This window comes from Pseudomonas sp. MWU16-30317 (assembly GCF_020515695.1).
Classification (GTDB): Bacteria; Pseudomonadota; Gammaproteobacteria; order Pseudomonadales; family Pseudomonadaceae; genus Aquipseudomonas.
Genome location: NZ_JAIWJA010000001.1, coordinates 1,025,826 through 1,038,381, shown reverse-complemented (window position 1 = coordinate 1,038,381; position 12,556 = coordinate 1,025,826). Strand labels below are relative to the sequence as shown.

Genomic DNA, 12,556 nt, shown 5'->3' with positions numbered 1-12,556 from the left:
GAGCGTAAAACCATGACCTTTCGCAAGCACATGACCGTCCTGCTGACCTCACTGGGGGCTGCACTGCTGGTTGCACACGGTGCGATGGCCGCCGATGCCGCGGATCTGAAAACAACGCTGACGCCGCTGGGGGCCGAGCGTGCCGGGAACGCCGATGGCAGCATCCCCGCCTGGACCGGTGGCTTGACCAAGGTCGATCCCGGCTACAAGGACGGCGGCAAGCGCACCGACCCCTTCGCCAGCGAGAAACCGCTGTTCAGCATTACCGCCAAAAACATTGGCCAATACGCCGACAAGGTCACGCCGGGTATCCAGGCGATGCTGAAAAAGTACCCTGATACTTACCGGTTGGACGTCTACCCCACCCACCGGACCGCGGCTGCGCCGCAAGCGGTGTACGACGCCACCTATGCCAACGCGGGCGGCAAGGCCAAGCTGGTCGACAGCTCGGCCGGCCTGATCCCGCAGGACGGCGAGGGCGGTATTCCGTTTCCGCTGGCCAAGGACGGCGTGCAGGCCATCTGGAACCACCTGATGCGCTGGCGCGGGGCGTCGTGGCATACCGACTTTACCCAGTACCTGACCACCAGCGATGGCAAGCATGTGCTGACCAACAACTCCCGCGCCGACTACCAGATGCCCTGGTATGAGCCGGATGCCGGCAAGAAGGACGGTACCTTCTGGAGCATCCGCATGATCAACGACGGCCCGCCACTGCGTGCCGGCGAAGCCATCACCGGGCGTGAAAACGTCAACGCCGACAACACCGGTGCCTGGACCTACCTGCCGGGCCAACGGCGTGTGCGTCGCCTGCCCAATGCCTGCTGCGATACGCCGACGCCGGCGACCGCAGGGGTCATGAGCTTTGACGAGCTCTACGTATTCAACGGGCGGGTCGATCGCTTCGACTGGAAGCTGGTCGGCAAGAAGGAAATGTACATTCCCTATAACTCCAACAAAGTGTTCACGGCCGCCAGCCCGACCGATCTGCTGGCCGACCACCACCTCAATCCCGACGTCCTGCGCTGGGAGTTACACCGCGTGTGGGTGGTCGAGGCGACACTCAAAGCCGGCAAGCGCCATGTCATGCCACGCAGCACCTACTACCTGGACGAGGACACTTGGGCCGCTGTACTGGGCGAGCGCTATGACGCGCAAAACCAATTGGCCAAGGTGCTTTGGACCACCCCGGTAGTGCTGCCAGACCTGCCGGGCGTTGTCACCGTGACCAACGGCTTCTATGACTTGCTCTCCAGTACGTGGTTTACCGGTGACATGTTTGCCGGCAAAACCGAGCAGTACCGCCTGGTGCCTGCCTACAAGGATTCGGTGTTCACCCCGGACGCCTTGGCTGGCGAAGGTGTGCGCTGACATGAACCGGACAACCTGGTTAGCGCTGGGCCTCGCCGCCCTGGCGCCCTCACTGATGGCTGCCCCAGCGGTCGACGTGCTCAATACGCCGGCCGTGCTGGCGCCACAGGCTTTGCACGGCGTGATGCAGGCGATCACAGGCTCCGGCGACCGCCTGGTCGCAGTGGGCGAGCGGGGCACCGTGGTGCTCTCCGATGACAATGGCGCCCATTGGCGCCAGGCCGCGACGCCCGTCAGCACCACCTTGACGGCAGTGCAATTCATCGATCGGCAAGGGTGGGCAGTGGGGCATGGCGGGGTGGTACTGCACAGCACTGACGGCGGTGAACATTGGCAGCGCCAGCTCGACGGTCGCCAGTTGGCCGCCATGGAACTCAGCGCCGCCCAGGCCGCTGGCGATGAGCACCGCCTCGCGGCGGCCCGCCAAGGAGTCACCGATGGCGCCGACAAACCCTTGCTGGCGCTGAGTTTCAGCGACGCCAACAACGGCGTCGTGGTGGGGGCCTACGGCTTGGCGATCATCACCCGCGACGGTGGCCAGACCTGGTCATCACTGATGGGGCGGATACCCAACCCGCAAGGCCTGCATCTTTACGCCGTGGCACAGGCAGGCGCCCACCTTTACATCGCGGGCGAGCAGGGGCTGTTCCTGCGCTCGCTCGACCATGGCGAGCACTTCGAAGCCATCAGCACGCCCTACGAGGGCAGCTATTTCAGCGTGGTCGCGCAGGCAGACGGGACGGTGCTGATCGCTGGCTTGAGAGGCAAGGTGTTGCGTTCCAGCGATGAGGGGCAAACCTTCGCTGCGGTCGACAACCCCATGCCCGTCTCGATCAACGACATGCGCATCGTCGGCCGGCAACTGCTGCTGGTCAATCAGGCCGGCGGTTTGCTGCAAGCGTCGGCGGATCGCTCCCGCCTGGTCCCCATCGAGATCCCGCCTGGCGCCCCGCTGACGGCGGTCACTCAGGCGGCCGACGGCGCCTTGGTGGGCGTCGGTTTTGCCGGGCCGGTGCGCCTCACTACGTCCTTGAACGCTGCGGAGTAAGCCCATGCATGTCGTGAACGAACCCGGGGCAGCGCCCCTCAGTGGCAAGCTCGAGGATTTTGACCAGCGTTCGGGCTCACTGCTCGAGCGCGCGCTGTTCAACCATCGGCGTATCGTCTTGCTGCTGTGCCTGTTGATGACGGCCCTGCTGGGCTGGCAAGCCACGCGCGTGCAACTCAACGCCAGTTTCGAAAAGATGATCCCCACGGATCATCCCTTCATTGCCAATTACCTCTTGCACCGCCAGGAGTTGTCCGGCCTTGGCAACGCCGTGCGTATCGCGGTGATCAACAAGCGCGGCAGTCTCTACGACCCGCATTACCTGGACACCCTGCAAAAGCTCAACGATGCGGTGTATCTGCTGCCGGGAGTTGATCGGGCATACATGAAGTCGCTATGGACGCCGGCCACGCGCTGGGTCGGGGTAACCGAGGAGGGCCTGGAAGGCGGCCCGGTCATTCCCGATGGTTATGACGGTTCGCCCGCGAGCCTGGAGGCGCTCAAGCGCAATATCGAGCGCTCCAACGAGATCGGCCAGTTGGTCGCCTTCGACCAGCAATCGAGCATCCTCTATGTGCCTCTGCTCGCCACCACGCCCGATGGCAAGCCGTTGGATTACAGCGCGCTGTCCACGCAACTTGAAGTGCTGCGGGCCCAGTATCAAGACCCTGCCATCGAGATTCGCATCACGGGCTTCGCCAAGGTGGTGGGCGACCTGATCCAGGGCCTGAGGCAGATCCTGCTGTTCTTCGGCGCCGCCATCGCCATCACGGCGGCGGTGCTGTATTGGTATACCCGCTGTGTACGCAGCACGGTGCTGGTGATGAGCTGTTCGCTGGTCGCGGTGGTCTGGCAGCTAGGGCTGTTGCCAGTGCTGGGCTTCGAGCTGGACCCCTATTCGGTGCTGGTGCCGTTCCTCATCTTCGCCATCGGCATGAGCCACGGCGCGCAAAAGATGAACGGCATCATGCAGGACATCGGCCGCGGCATGCACCGGCTGGTGGCGGCGCGCTTTACCTTCCGCCGGCTGTTCCTGGCCGGCCTCACGGCGCTGCTCTGCGATGCGGTGGGCTTTGCGGTGCTGATGATCATCAAGATCCAGGTCATTCAGGACCTGGCCGTGATCGCCAGTATCGGCGTGGCCGTGCTGATCTTCACTAACCTGATTCTGCTGCCGGTACTGCTGTCTTATCTGGGCGTCAGCGCCAGGGCGGCCAAGCGTAGCCTGCGTAGTGAAGAAGCAGAGGCGGCAGGGGAGATCAGGCATCCGGCCTGGCGTTTGCTCGATCTGTTCACCCAGCGCCGCTGGGCCACGGCGTGCGTCGTGATCGCCGGGCTGTTGGCGGTTGGCGGCTATCTGGTGAGCCTGCATTTGAAGGTCGGCGACCTGGACGCCGGCGCCCCTGAGCTGCGCGCCGATTCACGCTACAACCAGGACAACGCCTACCTGACCCGGCACTATGGCGCCAGCAGCGACGTATTCGCCGTCATGGTCAAGACCCCGCCGGGCGGCTGCTCCAGCTACGACACGCTGCAGCGCGTCGACAACCTCGATTGGCAACTGCGCGGCCTGCCCGGCGTGGATTCGACCAACTCCCTGGCGCTGCTCAACCGCCGCGTACTGGTGGGCTTGTCTGAAGGCAACCCCAAGTGGTACGAGCTGCTGAACAATCAGGCGACGCTCAACATGGTCACCGCAGGGGCTCCACGGGGCCTGTACAACGAAGATTGCAGCCTGCTGACCTTGTACGCCTTCCTGACCGACCACAAGGCCGACACCCTCGATCAGGTGGTCGCCAGCGTGCAGGCCTTCTCCCGTGACAACGACAGCGATCAGGCACAGTTCCTGTTGGCGGCCGGCAGTGCGGGCATCGAGGCCGCCACCAACATCGTGGTCAAGCAGGCCAGCCACGAGATGCTCTGGTGGGTCTATGCAGCGGTGTGCCTGCTGTGCCTGGTGACCTTCCGCAGCTGGCGTGCGGTGCTGTGTGCGGTGCTGCCGCTGATGCTGACGTCGATTCTGTGTGAAGCCTTGATGGTCTGGCTGGGGATTGGCGTGAAGGTCGCGACCTTGCCCGTGATCGCCCTGGGCGTGGGGATCGGCGTTGACTACGCGCTGTATGTGATGAGCATCGTGTTGGCCGAAATGCGCCGCGGCGCGACGCTGTCTCACGCCTATTACCGAGCGCTGCAGTTCACCGGCAAGGTGGTGATGCTCACCGGTGTGACCCTGGCCATTGGTGTCGGCACCTGGATGTTCTCGCCTATCAAGTTCCAGGCCGATATGGGCGTGCTGCTGGCCTTCATGTTTGTCTGGAACATGGTGGGGGCCCTGGTGTTGCTGCCAGCGCTGGCGTACTTCCTGTTGCCGCAACGCCGCTTGATGACGGACAGACCGCCGGTTCCGGCGCTCGAGCCGCAATCGCGCGCGCGGCAAAAAAAGATGGCACGCCACCTGGAGGTGCGCCATGAGGGTTGAACAACGTACGGCCGGGGCACCGCAGGCCCTGCTGTTGCTGCTCGGCAGTTGCCTGCCGGTGCTGGGTGCGGTGCTGCTGGCGCCCGTGCTGCCGCGCATGCAGCAGCATTTCGCCGAGACCCCGGGCGCCGCCGTACTGGTGCCCGTGGCGTTGACCTTGCCCGCTTTGGTCGTCGCGATCCTGGCGCCGTTCGCGGGCATCATTGCTGATCGCGTCGGGCGCAAGCCGCTGCTGTTGCTGACGATGTTGTTGTACACGGTGTGCGGAACGCTGCCGCTGTGGCTCGAGTCCCTGCAAGCCATCGTATTGAGCCGAGCAGGCATCGGGCTGGCCGAAGCCGGGATCATGACCTGCTGCACCACCCTGATGGGCGATTACTACAGCGGTGGCCGGCGAGAGCGGCTGTTTGCCCTGCAAATGGTCGTGACTTCGTTGTCGGCGGCGGTGTTCATGGGCGTTGGCGGCTACCTCGGCCAGGACAGCTGGCGTACGCCGTTCACCCTGTACGCGGTGGGCTTGCTGTTCTTGCCGCTGATGGCCGGCCTGCTCTGGGAGCCCGCCGCGCCGCCGGCAAAGGCTGCAACGCGCAGTTCCATGCCGTGGCGGGGGTTGTCACCCTTGCTGGGCCTGGCGCTGCTGGCTGGCTTGGGCCTGTTCATCGTGCCGGTACAGGCCGGCTACCTGCTCAACCTGCTGGGCGTCGACGGCCCCCAGCAAATCGGCATGACCATGGGGGGCAACCAGCTGGGTGTGGTCCTCGGCGCGCTGAGTTTCCGCCTGATCGGCCGCGCCCGGCCGGCCTGGCTGTTGCTGCTGGCGTTCGCCATGGCCGGCAGCGGCGGGCTGTTGATGGCCGTGGCTAAATCCCATGGCGCAGTATCGCTGGCGGTGTTCATCAACGGCCTGGGCATAGGCCTGATGCTGCCCACGCTGATCACCCGCATCATGGCTTTGGTCGATTTCAGCCAACGCGGTCGGGCCAGCGGCCTGTTCACCGCGGCCATTTTTGCAGGCGAGTTCGTGAGCCCGCTGGTGGTGCTCATGCTCACCAAGGGCGCCAGCTCGGCGCTGCCCACCGCGCTGGCGGTGATCGGTGGCCTGCAATGGTTGGTAGCGCTGGGTTGCCTGCGTCTACCTCGGCCGGCCGCAGCGGGAGAGCGAGCATGAGCGCTGCACTGTTCGATCTGGCCGGCAAGACGGCGCTCGTGACCGGTGCGACCCGCGGCATTGGCCTGGCGGTGGCGCGGGCCTATGGCCAGGCCGGCGCGCGCCTGGCGATCAGCAGCGAAAGCCTTGAGGATTGCCGCAGGGTTGCGGCGGCCTTGGCGGACGAGGGCCTGGAGGCATGGCCGATACCGGCAGACCTGAGTCAGCGGGCCGAGGTCGACGCAATGGCCGCCGCCGTGTTGGACCATTTCGGCGGTCTCGATGCGCTGGTCTGCAACGCGGGTGTGGCGCCGCACATGGGCCCCCTGGCAAGTGCAAGCGATGCCGACTGGCAAACCACTCTGGATATCAACCTGCGCAGTGCGCTGTGGCTGACCAACGCCGTGCTGGCTTCCATGGCTGCGCGCGGTGGCGGCAGCGTGGTGCTGATGGCGAGCATTGCCGGCGTGCGCGGCAACAAGGCGCTGGGCCTGTACGGGCTGTCAAAGGCCGCGCTGGCCCAGCTGGCGCGCAACCTTGCCGTGGAATGGGGGCCGGCCAACATCAGGGTCAACGCCATCAGCCCGGGTGTGATTCAGACCGAATTCGCGCGGCCGCTCACCGATTCCCCCGCTCTGATGGAAAAGCGCCTGGCGCTCACGCCATTGCGCCGCGTCGGTACACCGGCAGAGATCGCCGGGCTGGCGCTGCTGTTGGCGGCACCTGCCGGGGGCTTCATCACCGGGCAAAACCTTATCGTCGACGGCGGTACCACCATTGGCGACGGCAACTGATTAAGGAGTGCAGCATGAATGACTTACCCGGCTTCAAACGCGTCGTCACCGGGCATGGCGCTAACGGCCTGGCCACCGTTGCCCTCTGCGGCCCCACCCCCAACAGCTTCGCCCTGCAGGCGGTGCCCGGCACGGTGTTCCATGAAATCTGGAACACCAGCGCCAGCCCGGTGCCCATCGACAATGGCGACGATCCCAGCGCCCGCGCCTTGTGCCTGAGCCCGGCGGCAATGGGCAGCCTGATTCGCGTGGTCGACATCCCCCCGGACAGCGTACAGAACAACGTCAGCGCCGAGGACGCGGCGGCCGCGTTCGCCGAAATCGGCCAGGCCCATGCCGGCACAGGCCAGCCTGGCTCGCGCCATAAGCTGATGCACCGCACCGAGACCCTCGACTACGGCATCGTCACCGAGGGCGAAGTGTGGCTGGTACTGGACGACGAAGAAGTGCACCTGACCCGCGGTGACGTGGTGGTCCAGCGCGGTACCAACCATGCCTGGAGCAACCGCACCGAATCGATGGCGCGCATGGTCTTCATCCTTCTCGACGGTCGCTTTGCCCAGGAGCTGCAAGCATGAAATTGGCAACCTTGAATAACGGTACTCGCGACGGCCAGCTGGTGGTGGTCTCGCGCGACTTGCAACGCGCCGCGCTGGCACCGATCGCGACCCTGCGCGAGGCCATCGAAACCTGGGCGAGCAGCGAGCCGCGGCTGCAGTTGCTGTTCCAGGCGCTCGAGGGCGGTACCGCAGCGGGCGCGTTCGCCTTCGATCCGGCGCTGGCCATGGCGCCGTTGCCGCGGGCCTACCAATGGTGCGACGGCTCGGCGTTTCTCAACCACGGCACCTTGATGCAGAAGGCTTTCCACCTTGAGCCTATCGACGGCGTGGAGCAGACCCCGCTGATGTACCAGGGCGCCGGCGACGATTTCCTCGGTGCCCGTCAGGACATCGCCCTGCCCAGCATCGCTCAGGGCATCGACTTCGAGGGCGAATTCGGCGTGCTGGTGGATGACGTGCCGCTGGGCTGCTCGGCAGAGCAAGGGCTGGGCCATATCAAGCTGGTACTGCAGATAAACGACGTCAGCCTGCGCGCCCTGGCCCCGCGGGAGATGAAAACCGGTTTTGGCTTCCTCCAGGCCAAGCCGTCATCGGCCTTCGCCCCGGTAGCAGTCACCCCCGACGAGTTGGGTGAGGCCTGGCAAGACGGGCGGGTGCAGTTACCCCTGAACATTCACTGGAACGAGCAGTGGTTCGGCCACCCCCATGGCGGCGAAATGAATTTCAGTTTCGGCCAGTTGATCGCTCATGCGGCCTTCACCCGCAGGCTGCGGGCAGGGACCATCGTCGGCTCGGGTACGGTGTCCAATCGTCAACGCAGCGCGGGCTCGGCCTGCATCGCCGAGCGCCGTGCGATCGAGATGATCGAGCAGGGCGCCGCCCAGACCGCTTTCATGCAATTTGGTGATCGGGTGCGGATGGAGGTGTTCGACGCCGCCGGTCGGTCAGTGTTCGGTGCGATCGATCAACGTGTGGTTCAGGCCAACGGCTAAGGGGTTTCCATGCGCGTATTGATCACTGGGGCGAATGGTTTCGTGGGGCGGCAATTGGTCCTGCGCCTGCTTGAAAAAGGTGCCATTGCCAGCCGACTTATCAGCCACCTGTTATTGCTCGACGCTCAACTGGACGGCTTCGCCGAGGACCCACGATTACGCCTGCACAAGGGCAGCATCACCGATGCCGCGCTCATTCGCCGAGTGCTGGCCGATGGTATCGATGTGGTCTTCCATCTGGTCAGCGTGCCAGGCGGCGCCGCGGAGCAGGACTACGGCCTGGGCTACCAGGTCAACCTGCTGGCCAGCCTGGAGCTGTTCGATCAACTGCGCCAGCAAGCCCGGCCGCCGGTATTGGTGTATGCCAGCAGCATCGCGGTCTATGGCGCGGGGTTGCCCGCACGCATGGATGAATCTGCCCCCACGTGCCCTCAGCTGTCCTATGGCGCGCACAAGCTGATGGTCGAGACGGCGTTGTGCGACCTGGCCCGGCGTGGCGAGGTTGATGGCCGGGCGCTCAGGCTGCCGGGTATCGTGGCGCGTCAGCCTCAGGCCAATGGGCTGCGCAGTGCCTTCATGAGCGATCTGTTGCATGCCTATGCGGCGGGGCAATCCTATGTCTGCCCCGTGGCCCCTGAGGCAACCGCCTGGTGGATGTCGGCGCTGTGTTGCGTCAACAACCTTATCCATGCCGCAGAGCTGCCCGCGCTGCAGGCCAGCACCGAACGCGTGTGGCAACTGCCCGTGCTGCGCTTGTCGATGGCGCAGGTCCTTGACGCCTTGGCCAATCGTTTTGGCGACGCCGGGCGAGCCGCGATCAGCTTCGAGCCCGACGCGCATCTTCAGTCCCTGTTCGGCGCGATGCCACTGCTCAAGGCTTCACGGGCTCAAGCCGCTGGTTTTTGTCACGACGGCAACGCCAATACGCTGATCCGCAACGCCCTTAAATTGCCTGCCGGGAGAAAAGCCCTGTGAACAGCTCGAAACGTCGTCTCGTGGATTTGTCGGTCACGCTCGAAAACAACCCGTATACCGATCCACCGCCATTGCTCCCCAAGATCGAGTACATGGACCACCAGCAGGGTTGGCCCGAGATGGCTGCAATGTTCCCTGGCCTGCGCATGGACCAGATGCCTGGCAACGAGTCGTGGGCGGCGGAGCGCCTGCAGATAACGACGCACAGCGGGACCCATATGGACGCCCCCTGGCATTACGCATCGACCACTGACGGCGGGCAGCCTGCCTGGGGAATTGACGAGCTGCCGTTGGAGTGGTGCCTGCAACCCGGAGTGAAGCTCGATTTCAGGCATTTGCCCGACGGGCATGTGGTCACCGCCCATGAGGTGGAACAGGAGCTGGCCCGCATCGGCCATAGGCTACAGCCTTTGGATATTGTGCTGGTCAACACCCGCGCAGGGGCATTGTTCGGGCAGCCAGGTTACCTCGATGCCGGGGTTGGCATGGGCCGCGAGGCCACCCTTTATCTGCTCGATCGTGGCGTCAGGGTAGTCGGGACCGACGCGTGGAGCTGGGATGCCCCCTTCAAATATACGCGCGAGCGATTCGCCCAGAGTGGCGACGCGGCAATCATCTGGGAAGGGCACAAGGCGGGCCGGGACATTGGTTACGGGCAGATGGAAAAACTCGCCAACCTTGAGCAATTGCCTGCCCATGGTTTTGAAGTGTCGTGCTTCCCCTACAAGATCAAACACGCATCTGCCGGCTTCGTTCGCGCCGTGGCGATTTTCACAGAGACGGTGGATTCGCTATGAATCTTCGTTTGTTTGTGGCTGCTGGTCTCGCGCTCTGTACCGCTCTGGCACATGCCGATGATGGGGCACAAGATGTCCGGGCCAGTGCACTGGTCAAACGTGCCGTCGACTACTATCAGTTGCAAGGTGACGCGGCCCTGCCGGCATTTAGCCGACAAGGTGAATTCATTGATGGTGATCGCTTTGTCTTCGTTGTCGACAACCGCGGTACGCTGCTGGCCAGCGGCGGCCCTACGGCCGTGCTCATAGGCCGTGAAGTGTCCAAGGTGCTGGCTGCGGAACTGAACAGCGCATTCGCCAAGGCCTTCAGCGCCAACGATAACCTGGGCGTGCAAAGCGTGGAATATCGCTGGAACAACAGCGTTCAGCATCGCGTGGAGCTCAAACGCGTGTACTTTCAAAGAGTCGGGGACCGAGTGATCGCCGCGACTCAGTCGGTCCCACACGCCAGCGCCACCCAGGCGCAGCAGCTGCTCGGCCGGGCTGTAGCGGCACTGGCCAAGGACCCTGATGGAGCAATCAAGGCGATCAACGATTTGTCAGCGGACTTTCGCGAAGACGACCTGTATGTCTTCGTGGTGGATTCGCGCACGGGGCGCTACGCCGCGCATGGTTATAACCTGCGCCTGGTCGGCGTTGATTTCGCCAGTATCCATGACCCTGCCGGCAAACCTGTGGGCGAGCCGATCATGGCATTGATGCGCAAAAGCGACGCCGCCAAATACGACTATCGCTGGAAAAACCCGGTGACGGGCAGGGTGGAGGATAAATATGCCCTGATTCAAAAGGTAAGGGATTACGTGGCCGTGGTTGGCTATTACCGTGGTTCTACCGGGGAAGATCATTAGCCCTGACCCGGCTGTACGTGGGAGTGCTGGCCAGGCGAACACCGCCGCGCTCTCAGACGTGGGCGGTGGTGCAATTGAATTGGAGTATGTGCATGCTCGCAGAAGATGCCAGGAATCTCGCTTCGACCCGCGAGGACAGCCAATGCATAAAACCTCTATACGGGCGTGTGCTGGCTCCGAGTGGTAATCTACAGGCGTGCCTGGAAGTTTTTCGCGCGGTGTGTTGACAACCCTTCGAAACCAGTCCAGAATTGCGTCCATTCCTGAGGCAGGAATGAGAAAAACCCTAAGTTAATCAAATGGTTAGCGATCAGATGTTGGTCTCGTTTCCCGCTCCAGTTTAAAGTGTGCAGCAAGCCGGTTTGGGTGCTTCACATCTGAGGCCGAGTAGCAAAATGGTTATGCAGCGGATTGCAAATCCGTCTATGCCGGTTCGATTCCGACCTCGGCCTCCACCTTTGAAAGCCCCGCAGATTAACGTCTGCGGGGTTTTTTTTGATCGCCGAAAAATGGCGGGTATTCTCGGGGCGAGCGACGCCCGGATCAGGGCATTGCGCCTGCGATGATGGCGATTTAATATACCTCTCCAACCTCTCACGGCGTACCTCGCCGACGTTATTGCCCGACAAGGACGTTTGCAATGATTCGATCTCTCACGCTCCTGACGCTCCTCCTGGGCAGCGTTGCCGGCGCGCAAGCCGATGTGTTCAAGTGCACGCACCTGAATGGCTCGGTGAGCTTTGCGGCGGTGCCATGCAAGCCCGAGGTCGGCGCGACCCAATGGGAGAGCACCACCGTGCGCACCAAACTCAAAAGCGTATCGCCCGAAGACGCCAAGCCCCAGGTCATCAACGAGCGCGCCACCGAGATCCTGCGCAAGGGCTATAACACGCGGATCAAGTACACGGTCACGGTCGTCCCGGACCCGAACGGCGAGAAGCTCAAGTACGACGGCAAGCAAGGCTTCAACTACAACACCTGCAACCGCGGCGGCCAGGTGGTAGCGTGCAGCGGCAACGGCCCTTGATTGCGCATCCAAGCTCTTTCAGTACATTCACAAGCTTTGCTAGCGCACTGATTCAAAAGCAGTTTGTATTGGCAGGGCGGCAGAGAAAACCGGCGTCCAATCGCGGATTTCCGCTTGCCTAGGGCGGCTGGGGTGTATATATTCGTCTCCCTGTTCGGGGTATCCAGGCAGCGCCTCTCGGTTATTAGCCGCAGGTGACTCGCCAAATCCTCAAACTGATCCGCAACACCGCGCTGCCGCCCGAATGGCGAAACTGGTAGACGCATGGGACTTAAAATCCCCCGCTCGTAAGGGCGTGCCGGTTCGATTCCGGCTTCGGGCACCATCTAAAATCAAGCGCTTAGCTTGCCTATCTTCAAATATCTCTGATGCACTCCTCTGTGTAGTTGATCCGACTGGGCGCTCTCGTGCTCGGATTGCGTGCGCCTTCTCGACCTATCTTCAGTCGCTTATTGATCCGCGCTTCGCGTTGCGGCTCGATGTCCGCATGATTATTCAATAAATCCTTTAAAAACAGA

Annotated in this window: 11 protein-coding genes and 2 tRNA genes; all 13 read left to right on the top strand. The window is 63.3% G+C overall.

Annotated features, from left to right (window positions below; all coding sequences use genetic code 11):
- The first annotated feature begins 12 nt into the window (after positions 1 to 12).
- The 13 genes from LIX93_RS04460 (at position 13) to LIX93_RS04400 (ending at position 12,363) form a co-directional block, all read left to right on the top strand.
- On the top strand, positions 13 to 1,371 hold the full coding sequence (locus LIX93_RS04460; RefSeq protein ID WP_226502862.1) for a DUF1329 domain-containing protein: 1,359 nt from the start codon (positions 13 to 15) through the stop codon (positions 1,369 to 1,371).
- Position 1,372: 1 nt separating this feature from the next.
- On the top strand, positions 1,373 to 2,419 hold the full coding sequence (locus LIX93_RS04455; RefSeq protein WP_226502773.1) for a YCF48-related protein: 1,047 nt from the start codon (positions 1,373 to 1,375) through the stop codon (positions 2,417 to 2,419).
- A 4-nt stretch (positions 2,420 to 2,423) separates the two neighbouring features.
- Entirely contained in the window at positions 2,424 to 4,898 is a 2,475-nt protein-coding gene (locus tag LIX93_RS04450) for an MMPL family transporter (RefSeq protein ID WP_226502772.1), read from the top strand.
- A complete protein-coding gene (locus LIX93_RS04445) occupies positions 4,888 to 6,066 on the top strand; it encodes an MFS transporter (RefSeq protein ID WP_226502771.1) in 1,179 nt (392 codons plus the stop codon). The genes LIX93_RS04450 and LIX93_RS04445 overlap by 11 nt, the downstream gene beginning before the upstream one ends.
- The gene (locus LIX93_RS04440) at positions 6,063 to 6,839 is read left to right on the top strand and encodes a glucose 1-dehydrogenase (RefSeq protein WP_226502770.1); all 777 of its coding nucleotides are present in this window, start codon (positions 6,063 to 6,065) and stop codon (positions 6,837 to 6,839) included. The genes LIX93_RS04445 and LIX93_RS04440 overlap by 4 nt, the downstream gene beginning before the upstream one ends.
- Before the next feature lie 14 nt (positions 6,840 to 6,853).
- Positions 6,854 to 7,417 carry a cupin domain-containing protein gene (locus LIX93_RS04435; RefSeq protein ID WP_226502769.1) on the top strand — a complete coding sequence of 188 codons (564 nt, stop codon included), beginning with the start codon at positions 6,854 to 6,856 and terminating at the stop codon, positions 7,415 to 7,417.
- On the top strand, positions 7,414 to 8,391 hold the full coding sequence (locus tag LIX93_RS04430; protein ID WP_226502768.1) for a fumarylacetoacetate hydrolase family protein: 978 nt from the start codon (positions 7,414 to 7,416) through the stop codon (positions 8,389 to 8,391). The genes LIX93_RS04435 and LIX93_RS04430 overlap by 4 nt, the downstream gene beginning before the upstream one ends.
- Before the next feature lie 9 nt (positions 8,392 to 8,400).
- Positions 8,401 to 9,366, top strand: coding sequence for an NAD-dependent epimerase/dehydratase family protein (locus LIX93_RS04425; protein ID WP_226502767.1), 966 nt, complete (start codon positions 8,401 to 8,403; stop codon positions 9,364 to 9,366).
- Positions 9,363 to 10,163 (top strand): cyclase family protein, encoded by an 801-nt coding sequence (locus tag LIX93_RS04420; RefSeq protein ID WP_226502766.1) that lies wholly within the window; start codon positions 9,363 to 9,365, stop codon positions 10,161 to 10,163. The genes LIX93_RS04425 and LIX93_RS04420 overlap by 4 nt, the downstream gene beginning before the upstream one ends.
- Positions 10,160 to 11,011, top strand: coding sequence for a cache domain-containing protein (locus LIX93_RS04415; protein ID WP_226502765.1), 852 nt, complete (start codon positions 10,160 to 10,162; stop codon positions 11,009 to 11,011). Before LIX93_RS04420 ends, LIX93_RS04415 begins: the two co-directional genes overlap by 4 nt.
- Positions 11,012 to 11,392: 381 nt before the next feature.
- A tRNA-Cys gene (locus tag LIX93_RS04410) sits at positions 11,393 to 11,466 on the top strand.
- Between the two features lie 185 nt (positions 11,467 to 11,651).
- Positions 11,652 to 12,038, top strand: coding sequence for a DUF4124 domain-containing protein (locus tag LIX93_RS04405; protein ID WP_226502764.1), 387 nt, complete (start codon positions 11,652 to 11,654; stop codon positions 12,036 to 12,038).
- Between the two features lie 238 nt (positions 12,039 to 12,276).
- A tRNA-Leu gene (locus LIX93_RS04400) sits at positions 12,277 to 12,363 on the top strand.
- Positions 12,364 to 12,556: the final 193 nt, after the last annotated feature.

Excerpts from the sequence above, each read along its gene's own strand:
- LIX93_RS04460 (WP_226502862.1), top strand. The coding sequence starts at position 13 with ATGACCTTTCGCAAGCACATGACCGTCCTGCTGACCTCACTGGGGGCT.
- LIX93_RS04455 (WP_226502773.1), top strand. The coding sequence starts at position 1,373 with ATGAACCGGACAACCTGGTTAGCGCTGGGCCTCGCCGCCCTGGCGCCC.
- LIX93_RS04450 (WP_226502772.1), top strand. The coding sequence starts at position 2,424 with ATGCATGTCGTGAACGAACCCGGGGCAGCGCCCCTCAGTGGCAAGCTC.
- LIX93_RS04445 (WP_226502771.1), top strand. The coding sequence starts at position 4,888 with ATGAGGGTTGAACAACGTACGGCCGGGGCACCGCAGGCCCTGCTGTTG.
- LIX93_RS04440 (WP_226502770.1), top strand. The coding sequence starts at position 6,063 with ATGAGCGCTGCACTGTTCGATCTGGCCGGCAAGACGGCGCTCGTGACC.
- LIX93_RS04435 (WP_226502769.1), top strand. The coding sequence starts at position 6,854 with ATGAATGACTTACCCGGCTTCAAACGCGTCGTCACCGGGCATGGCGCT.
- LIX93_RS04430 (WP_226502768.1), top strand. The coding sequence starts at position 7,414 with ATGAAATTGGCAACCTTGAATAACGGTACTCGCGACGGCCAGCTGGTG.
- LIX93_RS04425 (WP_226502767.1), top strand. The coding sequence starts at position 8,401 with ATGCGCGTATTGATCACTGGGGCGAATGGTTTCGTGGGGCGGCAATTG.
- LIX93_RS04415 (WP_226502765.1), top strand. The coding sequence starts at position 10,160 with ATGAATCTTCGTTTGTTTGTGGCTGCTGGTCTCGCGCTCTGTACCGCT.
- LIX93_RS04405 (WP_226502764.1), top strand. The coding sequence starts at position 11,652 with ATGATTCGATCTCTCACGCTCCTGACGCTCCTCCTGGGCAGCGTTGCC.